This is a genomic window from Phormidium sp. FACHB-592, from assembly GCF_014695795.1.
Classification (GTDB): Bacteria; Cyanobacteriota; Cyanobacteriia; order Leptolyngbyales; family Leptolyngbyaceae; genus Stenomitos.
This window is the reverse complement of record NZ_JACJOZ010000022.1, coordinates 78,913-98,327: the sequence shown is the minus strand read 5'-3', so window position 1 is coordinate 98,327 and position 19,415 is coordinate 78,913. Positions and strand designations below refer to the sequence as shown.

Genomic DNA, 19,415 nt, shown 5'->3' with positions numbered 1-19,415 from the left:
CTCATCGGTCAGGTCACTGTCGTAGTAAGGCTGACTCATATCCTCAAGCCATGTAGATGTCACTCTTCTGGTATCGCGCCTTTGTGACCGTAGTTGTCTTCTACTTCACATACATTTACAAACAGTTTCTAACTGAGCGTTTTGAGATTGTAATTGAGCAAAAAAATCTTTCACTGCTATACCCTCTTCGTAGCCATGAGGAGCAATGAACAGCAGCAACAATCTCTCCTTTATAAGCTTGTAGAAAATGAGTGCAGGAGCTTCGCTATGAAAGTTTTTCCTCCTAGAGAGTTCCTCAAGCATTAGCAGTAACTTTTTCCACAAAGTAACTTCAGGTTGAAGCCAGGCCTCAAAACTTTTAGACGATGCTTTGTAAAAGGGGAATTTGGCGTTGATGTTTTGCCGAAAAAACTGCCCAACAACAAGTTGCTGGTATATTAGCAAACTCTTTTCTGTATCTGTTCCTAAGAGCGGTCGGTTAAGATCCGGGTCTGACAGGCGTTCTAACACCTGTATCAGCAGCTGAAAATTTGATCGCCAAGTTGGCTGCAATTGTGATCGACTTGTAGGAGCGAGCAAATAGGGGCTGGGAAGGTGTAGAAAGGAGTTATTGTTCATAAGAGACCTAGTATTTTGATAAGAGAATTGCTATTCCTAATGCACAAATTGCTAGAAATTCCTAACCTGTAAGACAGGCAACATCTTGAATAAGGTGCTTACACCGTAAGCTTCTGTAGTGGCAGAGCAATGGGCTCTTTGGCTCAGAAAACAAAAAGATTAGTCGCCTAAAAGACTGGAACACATAAGTCACGCTTATTCCCGGCATAGTGACGGTAGATTATTTCCGGTGAGTTCCCGACCAACCGTGCTACATCCTTTGCATCTAACCCGTTCTCAAGCGCAAGGGTAATGAACGTGTGCCTTGTCTGATAGAGCTTACGGTACTCAATGGCTAATTTATCTAAGACAGGAGTCCAGATACGATTCCGAAAGTTGTTTGAATCAATCCATTTCCCAGTAGGGCTTGGGAAAACGAGTGTCTCTGCTGTGGCCTCTTTTGGCTTAAGCACTTTCAGAAACCCCCGCATCTTTTCATTGCAAGGAAACCTGCGCCGCTCTTGAGTTTTCAATCCGTGCTTGCACACCGCTCCTTGATCGGATTCGACTACTGCCTGCACAAAGCTGATAGAGCGAAAGTCATCTGAGATGTGCTTCCACTGAAGTGCAATGACTTCAGATGGGCGAGCACCTGTGTTGAAGAGAAAGAAAACAAACGGATAGTAGTGGGAATGCTTTACCCGAGAGAACTTCGAACAGGCAGTATTAGCAAGGAGCGCCTCAAGGATCGCTTCCCGCTCTTCAGTTGAAAAGGGATTGATCGCGAATAGCTCGCCACCTTCTCCCTTAGGAAGTTTGATCTCGCTGGCCATGCCTTGGAACGGATTCTCAGTAATCCAGCCAGATTTCATTGCCCAGTTGCAGCACGCGGAAAGTCGAATAATGAAACGTTTTGCAGAATCAATTGGAATCTTTTTGAGTATGTGATCACGAATAACTGAAGCTTCGTCAAGATCATGTGTAGGGAGTTCATTTAAGTACTTTGTAAAAGTCTTGTACTGCAACCTCATCGTGGAAGGACTGCATTGAGGGCGCTTGTACTCAATAAACTTCTCCCAGAGTGTATCAAGCGTCGCTTTAGGCGTAGTTTTGGGCGTAAGGTCGGGACTGGCAATACTGAGCGAGTACGCAGGCTTGTACTTTGCGAGTGTCGGATCAAAATTTCCGGAAGCAATGTCTAACTCAATTTGTCGTGCTCGTTGCTCCGCAGCTTTCCGGTTTGTCGGAGTGTCCGATAAACCCATTGAGAGATTAAACCGCTTACTAATTCCTTGAACACGAAACCGTAGCTGCAACCGACTGTGGCTCACCGTGATCTGAACGGAACCTTTCGAAGCTTTTTTCCGAGCCTCTTCCGAGTACATGGCACACACCTCGTTGATACAAATGTATTATGCCCATCTTACGCCCAAATTATGCCCAAAAACGTCTAATTAAGTCCGATCTTTACAAAAAAATAGATCAGCGATACTAGAGGAATCGCTGATCTATTTCCCAAAGCTGTTTTCAGAACGCCTTTCAGAAGGGGTTTTGACTCTATTTAGACTGACGGGACTGGCGGGATTCGAACCCTCGACCTACCGCTTAGGAGGCGGTCGCTCTATCCTGCTGAGCTACAGCCCCAGATAAAAGGGATTATAGCAGCAGAGATTAGCCACGGCGATGGTGAGCTGGGCTAGGTGGGAATGCAAAGGGGCTATAACGGTTTGAGTTGCGTTACCTTGAGCTTGAAATTGCCGCCAGCCAATTCACCAAAAGCGCGAACGCGAATGAAGTAGTTACCTGTTTTGGTAATGCGGGTAAAAAGCAGTGAGTTAGTGCTGCCGTCAGGACCGTCATCATTCTCGGCAACGGTGGAACCATCGTTACCAATAAGGGTGACGAGCGTGTCAAAATTTTCGGAGGTCAGGTCGATCGACACTTGATCGCCCTCTTTCAGCGGCAGCACATAGTCACGTGCAAACCCACCTTGTCCAGTGGGAAGATCTTTGTTCGTCAGCTTATCTGTAAGGGTCTTGCCAGAAACGATCGGCATTGGTTTGTAAAAGGACGCTTGGGCATTAGCTATAGCCGTATTCATGCTGACTGCAAGCAGCGTGAAGGGAATGAAGAGCGCAAGATGAAAGCTGGCGATCGAACAGTAATTCATGAAGGCAGTGGATGAGGTGACAGGATTGAAACCCGTCAACATTATGGCTTAGTGCTGCGGCAAATCGTTTAGGCTTACCGCTTCTTTTTCCGTCTGTTAGCGATCGCTTGATCGTGCGCTTAGTCATGCAAGCAGTCGGCTCATTAGCGCGTTTCATTATGAGGCACCGGGCGAGAGTCAACACGATATCTGTCCCTAAAACAGAAATGCTTAGCTTCACGCTAAGAGATACCGCGATCGAAGAGGCGATCACAGTGCGACCTCGCGATCGCGTTTGCGCTGAACCGTATACTGTAGTTTGCACATAGAGTCAGAACGAGGTTAAGGCATGGCATCCATTCGCAGGTTTTCGATCCGCGAATTGCACCAGCAACTCATCAGCAAAGAGCGATCGGCGGTTGAAATGGCTCAACAGGCACTCGATCAGATTCAGGCAGTGGAGCCAACGCTGCATAGCTTCTTGCATGTCACAGCAGATCATGCGTTAGCACAGGCGCAACAGGTTGATGCCAAGATTGCAGCCGGTGAAGATATCGGGCTGCTGGCGGGGATTCCGATCGGCATTAAAGACAACCTCTGCACCAAAGGCATCCCTACAACGTGTGCCTCACGCATTCTCGAAAACTTTGTGCCGCCCTACGAATCGACAGTGACGCAAAAGCTGGCGGATGCTGGAGCCGTGACCGTTGGCAAAACAAATCTGGATGAGTTTGCGATGGGCGGCTCGACAGAGACATCGGCGTTTCAACTGACGGCAAACCCATGGGATACCACACGAGTGCCCGGTGGCTCGTCGGGTGGCTCGGCAGCCGCAGTCGCAGCCGGAGAGTGTACGGTGTCTCTTGGTTCTGATACAGGTGGCTCGATCCGTCAGCCTGCGTCATTCTGCGGCATTGTGGGCATGAAGCCGACCTATGGCTTGGTGTCGCGGTATGGCTTGGTGGCGTTCGCGTCTTCGCTTGATCAAATCGGTCCCTTTGCCCAGTCGGTTGAAGATGCTGCCATTTTGCTGGGCGCGATCGCAGGCTATGATCCCCAAGACTCGACGAGCCTCAAGGTTGAAATACCTGACTATACGCAATACCTTACGCCTGACCTTAAGGGTAAGAAAGTGGGCGTGATTAAAGAAACGTTTGGCGAGGGGCTTGATCCAGATGTGGAGAAAGCAGTGAACGGGGCGATCGACCAGCTTAAAAGTCTAGGCGCTGAGGTTAAAGAAATCTCCTGTCCCCGTTTTCGCTACGGCATTGCCGCTTACTACATCATTGCGCCTTCCGAAGCTTCGGCAAACCTTGCCCGCTACGATGGTGTCAAGTACGGTAGCCGCGTTCCCAATGCTGAAGACTTAATGGAGATGTACACTCGCACTCGTGCCGAAGGGTTTGGTGCAGAGGTCAAACGCCGCATCATGATTGGCACTTACGCGCTGTCGGCTGGCTACTACGATGCGTATTATCTCAAAGCACAAAAAGTGCGAACGCTCATCAAGCAAGACTTTGAAGAGGCGTTTGGTCAGGTTGATGTGTTGGTAAGTCCGACCGCACCATCGACTGCGTTTAAAGCAGGCGACAAAACAACTGACCCGCTCAGTATGTATCTGATTGACTTGATGACGATTCCGGTTAACCTGGCAGGGCTTCCCGGCATCAGCGTGCCCTGTGGGTTTGACAGCCAAGGTTTGCCGATCGGTCTGCAAATTGTTGGTAATGTCCTGCGCGAAGACCAGGTTTTGCAAGTTGCATATGCTTACGAACAAGCAACTGAGTGGCATAAGCAAACGCCGACGGTGAAGTGAGCGATCGCCAACAGCAACCGTGAAACATAAGCATCCAGTTTGCTTATCTGAAACAGCAATGTTCCACCGTAAATGTGAAAGGCTCTAAGAAAAACTTAGAGCCTTTCAGTTTGAAGTCGCAATTTTCTTATCTCAAGGGCGATCGTTACGGTTTTCAGTGAGACAATTCCTACTTTGAACAAGAACGTTATCACTCAGAGATAAGTTTTTCTTATTTCAAATAGGGATTGTCTGCCTCAAAACAGAAGTGTTCTGGTTGCAAAGAGGAATGTTCTTATCTCAGATAGAAATTGTCAGCTCCAAAACAAGAACGTTCTTGTTTCTAGCAGAAATCATCTAGCTTAGAACAGCAGTGCTCCAGTTTTCAGCAGGAATTGTCTCACTCAAAACAGGAGTTTTCTGGTTGCGAGCAAGAACAGTCCACGCTTAAAACGCAAGCGTGAGGTTACAACCAAAACCATGCTCATTCTAGGTGAGGCTGTTCATCGTTGCTGCAGCCTCACAGCCTCACACCGCATCCCAAATGATCAACTGAATCGGGGTGGGATTGTAGCCATTGCAAGGGTTGTTCATCTGCGGACAGTTGGAAATTGCCACCAGCGTATTCATCTCCGCCCGTAGCTCGACTGTGCTGCCAGGATCAGAAATACCATCCACAATTTCGAGGGTGCCATCTTCGCTGATAGGCACATTCATAAAAAAGTTGATGTTGCTCGTCATATCCTGTTTGCCCAAGCCGTAATCTTTAATGGCGTAGAGAAAGTTTTCTACACAGGCGTGCTGCCATTTCTTATCCAAGCCAAAGCGCACCGAATTACTCTCGCAGCTACATGCACCACCCGATGTATCGTGCCGTCCACAGGTATCGTTGAGCACCGTCATCAGCACATTGCCATCATTGGAATATAGCTTTGTGCCGGTGGTGATAAAAATGTTGCCCTGTGCCCGAATTGTATCTGGGGCACTGTACCGCTCACTCGGATCATCCGCGTTATAAACCAAAAAATCGACTGCCTGATTGCCGCCTAAATCCACAATCCGCAGCACTTGTCCTTTCGTTAGCACTTTCGCCCAGGGTTTGCGAGCAGGCAATACCTCATTGTAAATCGCAGTTTTGGGGTCAAGTTCAACTGCTGTCGCTACCATCGTTTAATCCTCAAAATGAAGAACTACTAAATTTGAATTGTGAGTTGATTTAGTGGGCAGCCGTCAGCCGTCAGCTTTTTTCTAACAACTTTTCTGCCTTCTGCCTTCCCTAAACCAACTGCCCCAAATATGCATCGGTATTTTGAAACCCACGTACTGCTTCTGGGTTGCTTGTCCGAAGGGGATCATCGGCAGTGGAGGCGGGAGAGTTCCAGACGATCGCCCGAATTGGCTTTGCCTCATACGAGGGGCTGGGGTCAAGGGGATGAGGGCAGTTTGACAGCACCGCTAACACATTCATCTCTGCTCGCAAATCAATAAAATCTCCTGGTTGCGCGGTTTTCTCTGCCCAGAAGAGATTGCCGTTTGGATCAACCGCAATGCGAGTAAACAAGTTCAGGTTCGGCATGATGTCTTTCTTGCCCAGGTTGCGTTTGATCAGCGCTAGCAAGAAATTATCCCGCGAATTTTTGTAATCACCCTCACCGTACTTAGAATTGGTCGCCAAGTTGCTGCAACCGCCCAATGTGTCATGCAAACCACAGGTATCTTCTGTGATGGAAAACAAGACGCGACCCATATCGGAGTAGAGCAACATTCCCTTTTTCAAAAAGGCGTTGAACTGAATCTTGGCAGTATCGGCAGCGTTGTACCGTTCGATCGTGTTGTCGGCGTTGTAGCAGAGAAACGCAACGCCCCTAGAACCTTCTGGCGCAACAAGGCGAAGCGTCGTGCCACGCTTGATGATGCGCGACCAATAGGCACCACCGGGAATGACTTCATCCCAGGTAATTAAGGCTGGATCGATCGAGTGTGGTTCGGTAGACATGATGTACTCCTTGTGAAACAAACGACTGAAACGACAAAGCCCAGGAAGCCGCCAACAGTAATCTCTGTTGCTTGGCTCTCCCGGGCTTTTTTCCCGCCGTGTGACCGCTTTACCTGATTACAGGTCTAAGCGGTTGCTTCTCTCGGACCAGTCATCTCACTCGTGCAAGACCGGAACCCTAGAAGCGAATAGTTTATTGTGAGCGATCGCATTGGGCGTTCATCGCCTTCGATTGCAATCGCTCAAATCTTAGCATCTCTAACCAAGGCTTTCTCGCCAAAGTCATTAAATCCAGATAACACTGCTCGATCGCTCTGGTGCGAATAGCCACTACTACAAGCCAGAACGGTGTGATTCGATCGACACCATATTTATGGGCAAGTTGCACAAAGCGAGGCAACACCTGAAAGCAACTTGAAGGCAATCGTCCTAAGCGGGTAGTGATTGATAAGGGTGGCGTTTAGCGTGAATGTTACGAATGTGGGTTTTGACCGTGTTGAGGCTGATGTGGAGCGTTGTAGCGATCGCCTGGTAGCTATATTCTCGTTTTAGCAAGAGCCACACTTCTGCTTCTCGATTGGTGAGGTGAAACTTTTTTTGCTCTGCCTGTATGTCCTGCTGCAACACTTCGTCCCGATCTTCTAGCGTGACGAGAATGTATGTTTGATTGCTAAAGCCTGCAATCAGGTGATCGCCTGCGCTAGTTGTGAGCCAACACGCCGTCAGTCGAAACGAGCGATCGTCCGATGTCTGATACTCCAGCACGACTGGTTCCGTATCTGACTCCGCCTCTACGACCTGTTTCCACAACTCCGCTATAACGGTTGGTAACGTCGTTTGATACCTTTGGCTACTGGGCAGCGTTTGACAGAGCCGCTTCGCAGTTTGGTTCCAGTAGACAATGGTTCGATCAATTGAGAGTACAAGCAACCCTTTGGGGATGGTATCTACAAGTACGCTCAACAACATTGAAGACGGTAGATCAGTGAAGCCGATCGCTGGTGCAGTGATAAAACCCGCAGCTGGGCTAACGTCTCTGGCGTAGGTGGGCAGACTATAGGGGCGGCGATCAGATTTGCAATTATGGGTTAGCATAGCTTCTCCAGACAACGGGGTAGGTTGGTTCAATCGCATGGCTCATACACCGCTGCTCATCGATCGTCCCTTCTAGCGGCGCTTAAGCTCTCGATGTGCTCAGGCATCTCATCTCGCGAGACTCTTGCTTGACGCGCCCTGTCATTGCTGCTTGTTGCAGTTTCATAAAGGCATAAAAATCTTCCCGACCGTATTCTCTGGTTAAAAGCCGCCGTAGCTGCTCTTCAGCACTGACTGATAAATAACCTGTGGTCAGGACCTGCTGCACAATTTCGTGAATGGAATTCATGGTTAGACACCTCCAAGAAGACAGTTGCACAAGTGGCAATGGGTAAAGTAGCGTTGACGAACAGCTTCATCTGATATTGCAGATGGCGGGGGGACGCATTGTTGTCATTGCTCTTCTAGATAGAAAGAATAAGCGAAAGGCTACGCTACATTGAACTAACGACCATTAGGAACCATTAGTCAGATCGTTAGGCATTACGTTAGAAGTCTCATAAGCCCTCATGACACCTGCCCCAAGCCAGACCGGAGAGACCTTTGCACGCGCTGAGACCCTTTGGGATCTGGGACGACTTTATGCGGATCTGGCATCTGCCAAGCGCGAAAAGCTTACTCCAACAGAAAAAGAGCACCTGCGTGGGTTGCTGTTGGGGCTGGGTCCTAAAGAGATTGCCAAGGAACTATGCAAAGGGGTAGGTGGTGTACGGGTGGCACTATGCAGCCTCTACCGCTATCTAGAAGCGCTCGGAGACTTGCCAGAAGGCAAAATCAACTCTAGAACGGTGATTCATACCTTGGAGGAAGCGGGGTACAAACTAGCACGTTCTGGTAGCCCTGTTGCCCCGCCGCTACTGCCCGCTCGGACGCAGCCTTCTGCTGACACTCTGACAGTTGGGATGCAGCAATCTGCCACTCAACAATCTAGTGGTTCCAAGCAGTCTCCTGCCTTGCGTGAGCGTTCCAGAGTGGTAATCAGTCACGGCAACCAGGAAGGGAGTCTGGGGTTTGCTCAACAGTTGCACGACAGGCTGCAAGCGGTGGGGCACCACGTCTCGATTTTAGAGGAGAGCCATCGATCGCCCGACTGGTTGCCTCATCTGGGTGCGGTACTGGAGCAGTGCGATTACTTTGTGCTGTTGCTAGCTCCTCAGTCCGCTGCTAGTGAGATGGTGACAGAGGCAGTGCGACGTGCGCGGGAAGCGTATGATGCTCATCCTAGCCACAAGCCAATGCTGTTGCCTGTGCGGGTTGGCTTTTCGCTGGCGTTGCCGTTAAACCATAACTTGCGCGGTTATCTGCATGGGTTTCAACAGTGGGAATGGCGATCACCCCTCGACACACCCATGCTGGTGCAAACGCTGCTCACGCTGTTGGCAGAGGCGCAACCCTTGTCTGCCAAGACGACGACTCAGGCACTACCCACGTCCTTTACAGCAGTAGAAGACCCCGATGCACCGCCCCTACCTGTAGCAGAGCCAGAGCTACCCTGGGGGCAAGTCAATCTAGTGTCAGCCTTTTATGTGGAGCGATCACCGATCGAGACACGCTGCTATGAAACGATCGTCAAACCGGGAGCCTTAATTCGCATCAAAGCGCCCCGACAAATGGGTAAAACCTCTTTGATGTCACGCGTTCTCTATCATGGAGAGCAGCAAAACTATGTGACGTTGCCGCTGAGTTTTCAGCTTGCTGATCGCGCTGTTTTTGCTGATTTAGACAAGTTTCTGCGTTGGTTTTGTGCCAGCGTGGGGTTAGGGCTACAGTTGCCCAACAAGCTGAAAGATTACTGGGATGACATCTTTGGCAGCAAGGTTAATTGCAAAGCCTACTTTGAGCAATATCTGTTGCGCGAAATGGATTGCCCACTAGTGCTAGGGCTGGATGAAGTCGATCGCGTGTTTGAGCATCGCCATATTGCCGAAGACTTTTTTGGCTTACTGCGTGCATGGCACGAAGAGGCAAAAAACCGTGCTGTCTGGCAAAAGCTGCGTCTGGTCGTTGTCCATTCAACTGAAGTCTACGTACCGCTAGACAGCAATCAGTCGCCGTTTAACGTAGGATTGCCGATCGAACTGCCAGAGTTTAGCCCTGAGCACGTGCATGATCTAGCAACACGCCACGGGTTATCTTGGCGATCGTCGCACATCCAACAGTTGATGACTTTAGTCGGCGGGCATCCCTATCTAGTGCGGGTTGCTCTCTACCACATTGCTAAGCAGGATATGACGCTAGAGCAGTTGCTCCACACTGCGCCGACCGAAGCTGGACCCTACAGCGACCACCTGCGGCGACACCTGTGGAATTTAGAGCAGTACCCGGCTTTAGCCGCTGCCTTGGCAAAAGCGGTTGCCACTACAGAGCCAGTACGCCTAGAAGCATCTCAGGCGTTTAAACTCCATAGCATGGGACTGGTACACCTCAATGGAAATAACGTGACTCTGCGCTACGAGCTGTATCGTCAATATTTTCGCGATCGCCTGCTAGCTGCCTAACGTTTGCCACTCCTAACGCCTGCTCATATAAGGTGCCGAACATTAGGGATACCGTTAGTTTTCTTTCCTAAACCGTTAGGTGAAGATGGCATAAAGCCAAGTGGTGATGGCAAGGGTTATTTGTTGCCTAAGCTCTGTAGAGGTTGAGTGAACGCGTGAGTGAAAGATACAGCAGTGAGTTGATCGCGGCTAAGGCTTGCCGCTCATCGAGCCGTTTTAATAGCTGTTAAACCAGGCTGGCTCAGTATAAATCAGCACAAAATGCTTGAAGTTTGTGTGAACCTGGCTTGAGGCACTGCCAGTCCATACGCTAGCGTTGGTAGTCTAGGGCAAGAGCATCTACATCAAGGTTGGCTAGAGGCGAATCGACGTTTAGACATTACTGCTTCTAAGTTCTACGGGATGTAAGTTCTACGAGATGAGATCATGAGACCAATCGCTAGAAAAATTACAACATTGCTAGCAGCCATTGCTGTTGGTAGCACGATCAGCGTTGGGCGTCTGCACGCGCAGATTGTGCCGAATCCGGGTGATGCAGGCACGATCGTGATTCCCGTTGACAACCGCTTTGATATTAGTGGCGGCACTCTTTCGGGAGATGGCGCAAACTTGTTTCACAGCCTGTCTCAGTTCGGTTTGACCCAAGCTCAAGTGGCAAACTTTCTTGCCAATCCCGCTAATCGCAACATTCTGGTGCGGGTGACTGGGGGCGATGCCTCGCGTCTGGATGGATTAATTCAGGTTAGTGGCAGCAGTGCCAATCTCTTTTTGATGAATCCAGCCGGGATTGTGTTTGGTACGAATGCCTCCCTGAATGTTGCTGGCTCCTTTGCTGCGACAACAGCGACTGGCATTGGTTTCGGTGCCAACTGGTTTAACGCCTCTGGCAGCAATAATTACGAAGCGTTAGGCGGTAACCCCAGCAGCTATGCTTTTGCCGTGGCGCAGCCAGGTTCCATTATCAATGCTGGCAGGCTAGCAGTCGGCGTAGGGCAACAGTTGACCTTGCTTGGGGGCACCGTTGTCAGTACTGGCAGCTTGTTTGCTCCACAGGGACAAATTGTTGTGGCAGCAGTGCCGGGGCAAAGTGTGGTGCGCCTCAGCCAGCCCGGAGCCATGCTGAGTTTAGACGTGCAGCGCCCAACGCCGACTGAGCGCGCCGAAGCTTGGACGCTGCCGGTGCTTTCCTTGCCTCAATTGCTTACAGGCGGGAGTGCCACCAACGCGACTGGTCTCACCGTTAATCCATCAGGGCAAGTTGTGTTGACAGGATCAGGTGTGCAAATTTCGCCCAGAAATGTGGCAGTACGAGAGGCAATTGCTGCTCCTGGTGGAACGCTGCTACGTGGCAACGTGCTGACTAATGCGTTTCCGCCAGTACCTGCTACTCCAGGTCCGTCGCCTGCTGATCGCGTACGTTCGCTTGCTCCCCCTGATCGAGCATTGCCTCCTACTGTGAGTCCAGTGCCACAAAGCGGCACGGTGTTTGTGCCTAACACTCCGTCCCAATCGATACCTCTGGTTGCTTTGCCCTCTGTATCTAATGCTCCTGTCGTCTCTGTGCCCTCTGCGCCGCCTAATGCTCCCGCCGTCTCTGTGCCCTCTGCGCCGCCTAATGTGGCGTTGCCGCCTCTGCCTGCACCCCTTCCCAGCAGCCTTACCCCTGATTGTGGGGTTGCGTGCCCTATGCCATTGAAGCCGAACGACAATAACTCTTCCACGCCGATCGTGTCTACGCCGATCGTGGTCTTTCCAGCAACTGGCGATCAAACTAATAGCATTGTCTTGCCTCAAGCCCTGCCGCAGTATCCAACTCAAACGACGACAAGTCAGGCAAGTCCTGTACAAACCAGCTTGAATCAGGCACGTTCGACTCAGGCAAATTTGATACAAGCAAGCTCCACCGAGGCAGGTTCGGCTCAAGCCAGTGCCGCTTCCTCAATGAAGTCATTCTTACCATTGAGTGATCCAGAAGAAAAATTGTCGGAGGACGCGATCGACGACATGAACCAGGCATCGGCACGATCACGCCGACTGGCAGCAATTAAAAAGCAAGTGCAAAAGCGCTGGCAACCACAGCCGCAGCTAGCTTCTCAGTTGCACTATCGACTGTTGTTAGATACGAAGGGTGCGATTCAGCAAGTGGTGCCGCTCGGGCAAGTCGCCGCTACGTATTTAGCTGACCTTAACCTAGCGCCAGCAGCTGAGCCGACTGTAAAACGCACAGTGCCAGGGTTTGAAGTCACGCTTACACTTAGTCCAGATGGTACGGTAGAGGTGCTCCAAAACTCGCTGACGTTGAAGAACTAGGTAAGTGCGTGAAGGGGTGGAAGCGGCTATAAAAGCAGGGTGGGGGTATCACGATCGAGATGCGGTAATGGTTGCAACAGCAGAGTTGAGCTATGAATATCAGGTTGGTGGCAGTTTACCGCTCGATGCGCCAAGCTATGTCACCCGCCAAGCTGATCGCGACCTGTATGAAGGCTTAAAAGCAGGCGAATTTTGCTATGTGCTTAATTCCCGGCAGCTAGGCAAATCCAGCCTGCGAGTACAAACGATGCGCCGACTGCAAGCTGAAGGTGTTGTCTGTGCCGCGATCGATGTGTCTGGCATTGGCAACCGAAACGTCAGCCCAGAGCAATGGTACGCTGGGGTTGCCTACTCGCTGGAAAGCAGCCTGGATCTGGTTCATCCTGTTGATTTACGGCTGTGGTGGCGAGAACACAGCTTTCTGCCGCCTGTGCAGCGCTTGGGAACGTTTTTAGAAGATGTGGTGCTGGCAGACAGTGATCGAGCGATCGCCATTTTTATTGACGAAATTGACAGCGTACTCAGCCTCGACTTTTTGATTGACGATTTCTTCGCGCTGATTCGCACTTGCTACAACAAGCGTGCCGATCGTCCCGACTACCAGCGCCTAACGTTTGCCCTGCTGGGTGTAGCGACTCCTTCAGACCTGATTCAAGACAAAAGCCGTACCCCCTTCAACATCGGCAAAGCTATTCCCCTTAGTGGCTTTCAGCTTGACGAAGCACAGCCTTTGCTCGAAGGCTTGCGGTCAACTGCCAACAATCCTCAAGCCATGCTGCAAGCAGTGCTGGCATGGACGGGTGGGCAACCGTTTTTGACCCAAAAGCTCTGCAAGCTCATTCATGCTGCTCCGGCTGCCGTTGGTGCTGGGCAAGAGGCACGGTGGCTAGAGCAACTGGTGCAGACCCATATCATTCACAACTGGGAATCGCAGGACGAACCACCGCACCTGAAGACTATCCGCGATCGCCTGCTACGAAATCCACAGCGCACCAACCGCATTCTAGGCTGCTACCAAAAAATCTTGCAGCGTCAACCACTGTCAGCCGACGACAGTGCCGAACGCATGGAACTCAAGCTGTCTGGTATTGTCACCGAACAGCACGGTAGCCTCAGCCTTTGTAACCGTATTTATGCCTCTGTTTTCAACCAGGATTGGGTCACTGCAATCCTCTCTAGCCATCGCCCCTACGCGGATGCCCTGGATGCCTGGATGGGTTCCAACTGTCAGGACGCAGCTCATCTGCTGCGCGGACCATTGCTGCTACAGGCGCAACGGTGGGCTGTAGACAAGAGCTTAAGCGATGATGATTACCAGTTTTTGGTTGCCAGTCAGGCGTTAGATAAACAAATTGCGCTGGAGGCAGAGAAGGAAGTTACACGGTTGCTGGCAGATGCCCAAAAGCAAGCTAGACGAACAATTCATAAAGGCTTTGTTGTTCTGGCTGGGACTTTAACACTAGCGATCGCGTCCGGCTTTCTGGCATCCAAAGCAAACCAAAAAATGCTGGCAACCCAGACCGAGCTTCGGCAGGCAGAGAAAAAGCTGCAAGTCACCACGTACAACATGCAATCTGCCGAAGCTAAAGCCAAAAGTGCAGAACGATCGCAGCAGCAGACCCGGCAGACTATGATTGCTACCCGGGCAGACTTGGCAGTGTTGCAGAACAACCTTTTAGAGGCACGCAAACGGGTTGCCTTTGCCCAGAATGACGCTCAAACTGCCGAGGCAAAAGCTCTGAGTGCAGAACAAATCCGGCAGCAGGCGCAGCAACAGGCGCTCAGTGCCCAAACCCGTTTAAGTGCAACCACCATTAGCCTTAACATCAAGAGTCTGGAAACGACAGCGCTGGATATCCTGCAACGGTTTCAAGCCAACCAGATGGGCGAAATTGAGGCGCTTGTAGCGGCAATGCAGACTGGGCGAGAACTGGCTACGATCGCCAACCAAACCTCTGCCAGCAAGGCGATCGCCAGCAGCAAGCACTCCTCGCAGAGCTACCCCGTTACTAGCCCGCTGCTTGCCCTGCAAACAATTTTGAGCGGCATTCACGAACGCAACCAGATCGACTTTGGTCAGGGTTGGCTTGCCGATGTCAGCTTTAGTCCTGATGGCGCGCTGATTGTCGCTGCGGGTGAAGATGGCACTGCTAGTCTGTGGGATCTTAAGGGCAAGCAGTTGGCTCAGTTTAAAGGGCACAGCGGACGCATTCTTAGCCTTGCCTTTAGCCCAAATGGTCGGGCGATCGCCACTGCTAGCGAAGATGGTACGGCTCGTCTCTGGGATTTGTCTGGCAACTACTTGCGACAGTTTAAGGGGCATCGCGGGCGTGTGTTAGGCGTCAGCTTTAGTCCCGATAGCAATGTGCTTGCCACCACTGGTGAAGACAACATCGTTCAGCTCTGGAGTATTGCCGGGAAGCCGCTGGCTCAACTCAAGGGTCATGCTGGCTGGGTTTTTGACATCAGCTTCAGCCCCAAAGGTCCTTACCTGGCAACCGCTGGCATGGACAGCACAACGAGATTATGGGACTTTCAGGGCAAACAATTGGCACAGTTAGGTGGGCATAAAGGGAGAGTTTTAAGCCTTAGCTTTAGCCCAGAGGGTCAGTATCTCGCGACCGCAGGCTCAGATGATGCCGTGCAGCTTTGGGACTTGTCTGATCCTAGCCGCATTCAGGGCAAAAGCCAGTGGAAGACTAATCAAGGCAGGGCGTTAGAAGTTAGTTTCAGCCCTGATGGACAGCATGTTGCAACGGCTGGTGCAGATGGTACAACTCGACTTTGGACACTAACGGGACAGCCCCTTACCGTACTCAGGCGACATCGGGGACCTGTAAACAGCGTGAATTTTAGCCCCAATGGACAGATGCTAGTGACTGCTGGTGATGATGGTTCTGTCCGGTTTTGGGACTGGTCAAGGCAGCAAGCGAGAGAAACTAAAGCCTTTGGTGGACTGCCAGTGCCTAGCAGTGCAGGCTTTAGTGTTGATCGCTCGCAGGTGGCGATCGCGGGTGAAAATGGCTCTATCCAGATCTGGGATGTCGCTGGAGAACGGTTGGCGCAGTTTCAGAGTCCTAAGCACACGCTCAAAAGCATCAGCTTCAGCCCCAATGCCCAGCAACTGGTCACCGCAGCGGATGATGGCACTGTGCAAATTTGGGATGCATCTGGTAAAGCGGTTGCTACATGGCAAAGCAACCAGGGCAGGCTTTTGAGCGTTGACGTTAGCCCCAACGGCAAGCATGTAATGACAGTGGGCGTGGATGGCTCTGCTGGCACCGCTAAACTGTGGGATGTGTCGGGACGGCAAATAGCCTACCTGCGTGGACGGCATCGCTGGCTGGTCAGCACCAGCTTTAGCCCTGACGGTAAGACGATCGCCACTGCTGGCGAAGATGGTACGGCTCGCCTCTGGAATCTGTCTGGACAGTCGATTGCTCAACTCAAAGGGCACTCCAGTTGGATTCTGCACGTGAGCTTTAGCCCTGATGGTACAAAGGTTGCTACGGCTGGTGAAGACGGCACCGCTCGTCTTTGGGATCGTTCTGGCAAGCCATTAGCACAACTAAATGGTCACTGGGGCAGTGTTGCTAGTATTAGCTTCAGCCCTGATGGCAATCAACTTGCTACCGCTGGTGAAGATGGCACTGCCCGCCTTTGGGATCTGTCTGGCAGACAACTGGCACAATTTGACACCCGTCAAACGCAACTGCGCGGTGTGGAGTTTAGCGGAGATGGTAAGGCACTTTTTACGGTTGGTGAAACGGGCAAAATTCAGCAATGGCACCTCGCTAATCTAGATGAACTGCTCACTCAAGGCTGCAACTGGTTACAGGAATACCGTGCCAGCCATCGGCAGGCGAAGAACCGGGATCTTTGTGAGCGTTAAGCAGTTGCTACGATCGCAGGGCGCTAAAGACTACACCATGAAAACGACCATGATTCCGTTTAGCTGGCTGGCGCTCAATTTTCTGTGGTATCTGCTAGTTGGCTTCTTACTCGCTTACACACCGTCTTGGGCACAAGCGATCGTGCTGCCGTTTGCCTTTGCCCTCACCCTAGCAAAGCTCTTGATGCTGCCTCCAGTCATCACGTGGACACTTAGCAGTGGTTTAGCTGGAGGACTTGCCAATGCCTTTGTCGGTAGCGTGTTTGGCATTCCAGAAGGGCAATTGGCAACTGCATTTGCGATGGTTGTTTTTTTGGCTTGGACGGTGCCGGGGTTTGCCAGCATGGCGATCGCAGGCATTATCAGCGTGGCAGCCGCGTTTCTATGGGCAAAGACAATGAGCTTGCCGAGCATCTTAAGCGCCGCAGGCATGGGTGCGATCGCGGGCATTTTGGCAATGACCTTACCTGAAGCGATCGCGGGTGCAAGAAATGACCTAATCAAACTGCTTAGGAAGCCCAACACCTTTCTTATTCTCAGCAGTGTCTCCTTAATAGGGTTAGCGCTGGGACAGTGTGGCAAGCAATTATTCTCTAGCGTTCCTTAACAAAAAGCTGATGGCTAAAAACTTGGCAACGTTCCGGTTGAGCGGCTGTAAGTATTCCTAAAATCCAGCACCAAAAGCTTCTTCAGCCTGCTGCACCGGGGTTGTGGTACTACGTCAGGACCACTAATCGCACCCTCAACTAAGTTTCGTTGACTATATTTAAAATCTGGTCGTATAGGGCTGAAGATACTCGAAAATCTGAGGTGGCGATCAATGCATCCATCAAAGGTTTCACAGCCACAATTAAACGTTTCCGTTTTGCCTCAATCAAAATGCCTAGTAGCCCAGTAATCTTGATGCCCAAACGGTCAGCTTCTGCTCTGCCGCGACGCTCATCAATGAGCAATAGATCTGCTCCAAGTTCCAAAGCCAGCGCAATTGCTTCAGACTCTCCAGGATCTAATCTCGCCTCACTTTGAAGACGCTCAACAATCTCACGATTAGCAAGTAATTTAACTTCTAGCCAGCTAGCTGCTTGAACTTCAGCACTTCCAGGTACGGACGGAGCAATGTCCACAAGTTCTCGATAGACTGCCTCTGGAATAATAACTTGCTGATAGAGAAGGGGCAGAAGCCTTAGCTGGTCTATTGCTGCCAAATTCGTGATTGCTGATGTGTCACTAACAACAATCACAATCGCCCTAACTCTCGTAAGTTTTTCAAATCCAACTCAAAATCTTCAACGTCATAGAAATACAGTGCAATTTTGCGCTGCTTTAAAAGTTGGCGAAAAGCATTGAGTGGCATATCTGCTAAACGGCTAGCATAGCCAAGCGTTAAACGACCTGTTTGAAACAGATGTACGGCAATTTCTTGGCGAAACTCACTCGGTGTAAGTTGAGAGGCTTGCAGGATTTCATCTGAGATGACGACACTCATAAGAGAGCTACCTTACCGACATACTTTTAGAGTAACCTAAGCAATTCTGATGCTGACAGGCAATCTTGAGGTATAAACCCGCCTAAAAACTAGCAGTACAACGGCAAAACGCAGCGGCGGCAGATAACTTTGAACTCAGCACCAAGGACTTTCGTCCATCGGCTGCCGTGACGTGTTGGGCGGCTGGTACTTATGATGCGATTGAAGCAGCTTGAAGTTGTTTCTCAATCGCATCACATGCCACACCAACCCCATTTTCTGCTCGGATGACACCTCTAACTTCTAAAGCTTTAGCTGCATAACTTGGATTTTCTAATAGCTGACGTAATTGCTTGGCTACTCGTTCTGCTGTGTACTGATTTCGAGGAATTGTCCGCGATGTCCCCAAGCGTTCAACTCTTGCTGCATTATCCGGTTGATCGTGGCTATAAGGCATTATAAGTGTTGGGCAACCTGCCCGTAATGCCTGCGCTGTTGTGCCAATGCCACCTTGATGCACGATCGCACAAGCACGCGGAAAAATTTGAGCATAGGGAACATAACTCATGGCAAATATGTTCTCTGGCAGAGCCTCTGAAGGAGTATTTTTACCCATCAATAAAACAGCACGGCGGTTCAATTGCTTTATGGCTTGAACACTTTCTTGATAAAAATGACTAGGAGCCATCACTGCGGCTGAACCTAAAGTAAAAACAATGGGGGGATCGCCTCCATCCAAAAACTGCTGGAGTTCTAGTGCAAGTTCTGTCTCACCTTCGCTGCCATCATAGAATGCGAACCCGGTGAGCACTGCATTTTTTGCCCAATCGGGTTGAGGCTTTGCAAAGACTGAAGAGAACAGTGCTAACACAAGATAAGGTGAGTATTTATCATCAATGAATGGATTTCCTATCAGAGGCGGTAAGCCAAGCTCGCGTCGCAATTGGTGGATCGGCTCCGCCCAAGATTTAGACAACACTTTTGATAATCGAATGATGCCTTGGTTAGCAAGAGAACCTAGCCCCCGTAACTTGGCAAGCAAGGGCAGTACAGGCAAGACGGATGGATCATAAACCGAAAGAAATGAGGCAGGCTGTAGGACAGCGAACGCCCACGGAATTCCTAATTTTTCTGCTACTAATCGAGCTGCTACAACTCCTTCACCTGTAATAATGAAGTCTGCATCTTCGGTACAGACCGTTAAGTCGGTGTAAGTCTCACGTAAATTCGCGCAAACCCAATTTTTGATGACATACTCTGTACCCGTTTTCAGATCCATCATCCGCGCCATTTCTTGTGGATCATCAAGCGCAGTGTTGTCAGGGCGCATCCGATGAAACTCGAAACCGAGAGCCTCAATTTTGTCTTGATATTCTTTGTGAGTTGCAAAGACGACATCATGACCACGCTTCCGTAATTCAAGCGCAAGCGCAATTTTAGGATGCAAATCCCCCAGAGATCCAATAGTGGTTAAAACAATTCGGCTCATTACGTTGCCTCTTGGTTTACGACACCGTATAGATATACTTGCTTAATCCTAAAGCCTTGCTTCCCCATGAGTGAAATTGGAGTACTGTCCTCACCGAGATATGAAGCAGCCTAACTACTTATTACACAG

The 19,415-nt window shown here is 50.5% G+C and carries 16 protein-coding genes, 1 tRNA gene and 1 riboswitch; of the genes, 5 read left to right on the top strand and 12 right to left on the bottom strand.

What is annotated here, in order from left to right; genetic code table 11:
• Positions 1 to 105: 105 nt before the first annotated feature.
• The 4 genes from H6F86_RS04545 to H6F86_RS04530 form a co-directional block, all read right to left on the bottom strand.
• The gene (locus H6F86_RS04545) at positions 106 to 618 is read right to left on the bottom strand and encodes a hypothetical protein (RefSeq protein WP_190446918.1); all 513 of its coding nucleotides are present in this window, start codon (positions 616 to 618) and stop codon (positions 106 to 108) included.
• A gap of 167 nt (positions 619 to 785) precedes the next feature.
• Positions 786 to 1,982: a site-specific integrase gene (locus H6F86_RS04540; RefSeq protein ID WP_190446917.1), complete on the bottom strand. Its 1,197-nt coding sequence runs from the start codon at positions 1,980 to 1,982 to the stop codon at positions 786 to 788.
• Positions 1,983 to 2,167: 185 nt separating this feature from the next.
• Positions 2,168 to 2,241 (bottom strand) — tRNA-Arg (locus H6F86_RS04535).
• A gap of 73 nt (positions 2,242 to 2,314) precedes the next feature.
• Positions 2,315 to 2,809 (bottom strand): PPC domain-containing protein, encoded by a 495-nt coding sequence (locus tag H6F86_RS04530; RefSeq protein WP_242033358.1) that lies wholly within the window; start codon positions 2,807 to 2,809, stop codon positions 2,315 to 2,317.
• Between the two features lie 286 nt (positions 2,810 to 3,095).
• Between H6F86_RS04530 and gatA the strand changes: the two genes are divergently transcribed.
• Positions 3,096 to 4,562: an Asp-tRNA(Asn)/Glu-tRNA(Gln) amidotransferase subunit GatA gene (gene gatA, locus H6F86_RS04525; protein ID WP_190446916.1), complete on the top strand. Its 1,467-nt coding sequence runs from the start codon at positions 3,096 to 3,098 to the stop codon at positions 4,560 to 4,562.
• 507 nt (positions 4,563 to 5,069) lie between these two features.
• Here the strand turns inward: gatA and H6F86_RS04520 are convergent.
• The 5 genes from H6F86_RS04520 to H6F86_RS04500 form a co-directional block, all read right to left on the bottom strand.
• Complete coding sequence (locus H6F86_RS04520; protein WP_190446915.1) at positions 5,070 to 5,708, bottom strand: urea amidolyase associated protein UAAP2; 639 nt, start codon at positions 5,706 to 5,708, stop codon at positions 5,070 to 5,072.
• Positions 5,709 to 5,817: 109 nt separating this feature from the next.
• Positions 5,818 to 6,537 carry an urea amidolyase associated protein UAAP1 gene (locus tag H6F86_RS04515; RefSeq protein WP_190446914.1) on the bottom strand — a complete coding sequence of 240 codons (720 nt, stop codon included), beginning with the start codon at positions 6,535 to 6,537 and terminating at the stop codon, positions 5,818 to 5,820.
• Between the two features lie 75 nt (positions 6,538 to 6,612).
• Positions 6,613 to 6,730: riboswitch (guanidine-I (ykkC/yxkD leader) on the bottom strand.
• Positions 6,731 to 6,961, bottom strand: coding sequence for a hypothetical protein (locus tag H6F86_RS04510; RefSeq protein ID WP_190446913.1), 231 nt, complete (start codon positions 6,959 to 6,961; stop codon positions 6,731 to 6,733).
• A gap of 5 nt (positions 6,962 to 6,966) precedes the next feature.
• Positions 6,967 to 7,632, bottom strand: coding sequence for a LuxR C-terminal-related transcriptional regulator (locus H6F86_RS04505; RefSeq protein WP_190446912.1), 666 nt, complete (start codon positions 7,630 to 7,632; stop codon positions 6,967 to 6,969).
• A gap of 82 nt (positions 7,633 to 7,714) precedes the next feature.
• Complete coding sequence (locus tag H6F86_RS04500; protein ID WP_190446911.1) at positions 7,715 to 7,921, bottom strand: hypothetical protein; 207 nt, start codon at positions 7,919 to 7,921, stop codon at positions 7,715 to 7,717.
• 220 nt (positions 7,922 to 8,141) lie between these two features.
• On the opposite strand from H6F86_RS04500, the gene H6F86_RS04495 reads away from it, so the two are divergent.
• From H6F86_RS04495 to H6F86_RS04480, 4 genes are all read left to right on the top strand, one after another.
• The gene (locus H6F86_RS04495) at positions 8,142 to 10,130 is read left to right on the top strand and encodes an AAA-like domain-containing protein (RefSeq protein WP_190446910.1); all 1,989 of its coding nucleotides are present in this window, start codon (positions 8,142 to 8,144) and stop codon (positions 10,128 to 10,130) included.
• A gap of 426 nt (positions 10,131 to 10,556) precedes the next feature.
• On the top strand, positions 10,557 to 12,440 hold the full coding sequence (locus H6F86_RS04490; protein WP_190446909.1) for a filamentous hemagglutinin N-terminal domain-containing protein: 1,884 nt from the start codon (positions 10,557 to 10,559) through the stop codon (positions 12,438 to 12,440).
• A 4-nt stretch (positions 12,441 to 12,444) separates the two neighbouring features.
• The gene (locus H6F86_RS04485; RefSeq protein WP_190446908.1) at positions 12,445 to 16,332 is read left to right on the top strand and encodes an AAA-like domain-containing protein; all 3,888 of its coding nucleotides are present in this window, start codon (positions 12,445 to 12,447) and stop codon (positions 16,330 to 16,332) included.
• Complete coding sequence (locus H6F86_RS04480) at positions 16,322 to 16,939, top strand: hypothetical protein (RefSeq protein ID WP_190446907.1); 618 nt, start codon at positions 16,322 to 16,324, stop codon at positions 16,937 to 16,939. Before H6F86_RS04485 ends, H6F86_RS04480 begins: the two co-directional genes overlap by 11 nt.
• Before the next feature lie 139 nt (positions 16,940 to 17,078).
• Here the strand turns inward: H6F86_RS04480 and H6F86_RS04475 are convergent, their stop codons facing one another.
• From H6F86_RS04475 to H6F86_RS04465, 3 genes are all read right to left on the bottom strand, one after another.
• The gene (locus H6F86_RS04475; protein WP_190446906.1) at positions 17,079 to 17,573 is read right to left on the bottom strand and encodes a DUF3368 domain-containing protein; all 495 of its coding nucleotides are present in this window, start codon (positions 17,571 to 17,573) and stop codon (positions 17,079 to 17,081) included.
• Positions 17,570 to 17,818, bottom strand: a complete 249-nt coding sequence (locus tag H6F86_RS04470) for a UPF0175 family protein (protein ID WP_190446905.1) — start codon at positions 17,816 to 17,818, stop codon at positions 17,570 to 17,572. Before H6F86_RS04470 ends, H6F86_RS04475 begins: the two co-directional genes overlap by 4 nt.
• 190 nt (positions 17,819 to 18,008) lie before the next feature.
• Positions 18,009 to 19,286 (bottom strand): glycosyltransferase, encoded by a 1,278-nt coding sequence (locus H6F86_RS04465; RefSeq protein WP_190446904.1) that lies wholly within the window; start codon positions 19,284 to 19,286, stop codon positions 18,009 to 18,011.
• Between the last annotated feature and the right edge of the window lie 129 nt (positions 19,287 to 19,415).

Coding starts and splice junctions, on each gene's coding strand:
- H6F86_RS04490 (WP_190446909.1), top strand. CDS start 10,557: ATGAGACCAATCGCTAGAAAAATTACAACATTGCTAGCAGCCATTGCT.
- H6F86_RS04530 (WP_242033358.1), bottom strand. CDS start 2,809: ATGTTGACGGGTTTCAATCCTGTCACCTCATCCACTGCCTTCATGAAT.
- H6F86_RS04505 (WP_190446912.1), bottom strand. CDS start 7,632: ATGCTAACCCATAATTGCAAATCTGATCGCCGCCCCTATAGTCTGCCC.
- H6F86_RS04500 (WP_190446911.1), bottom strand. CDS start 7,921: ATGAATTCCATTCACGAAATTGTGCAGCAGGTCCTGACCACAGGTTAT.
- H6F86_RS04465 (WP_190446904.1), bottom strand. CDS start 19,286: ATGAGCCGAATTGTTTTAACCACTATTGGATCTCTGGGGGATTTGCAT.
- gatA (WP_190446916.1), top strand. CDS start 3,096: ATGGCATCCATTCGCAGGTTTTCGATCCGCGAATTGCACCAGCAACTC.
- H6F86_RS04540 (WP_190446917.1), bottom strand. CDS start 1,982: ATGTACTCGGAAGAGGCTCGGAAAAAAGCTTCGAAAGGTTCCGTTCAG.
- H6F86_RS04515 (WP_190446914.1), bottom strand. CDS start 6,537: ATGTCTACCGAACCACACTCGATCGATCCAGCCTTAATTACCTGGGAT.
- H6F86_RS04495 (WP_190446910.1), top strand. CDS start 8,142: ATGACACCTGCCCCAAGCCAGACCGGAGAGACCTTTGCACGCGCTGAG.
- H6F86_RS04470 (WP_190446905.1), bottom strand. CDS start 17,818: ATGAGTGTCGTCATCTCAGATGAAATCCTGCAAGCCTCTCAACTTACA.
- H6F86_RS04545 (WP_190446918.1), bottom strand. CDS start 618: ATGAACAATAACTCCTTTCTACACCTTCCCAGCCCCTATTTGCTCGCT.
- H6F86_RS04520 (WP_190446915.1), bottom strand. CDS start 5,708: ATGGTAGCGACAGCAGTTGAACTTGACCCCAAAACTGCGATTTACAAT.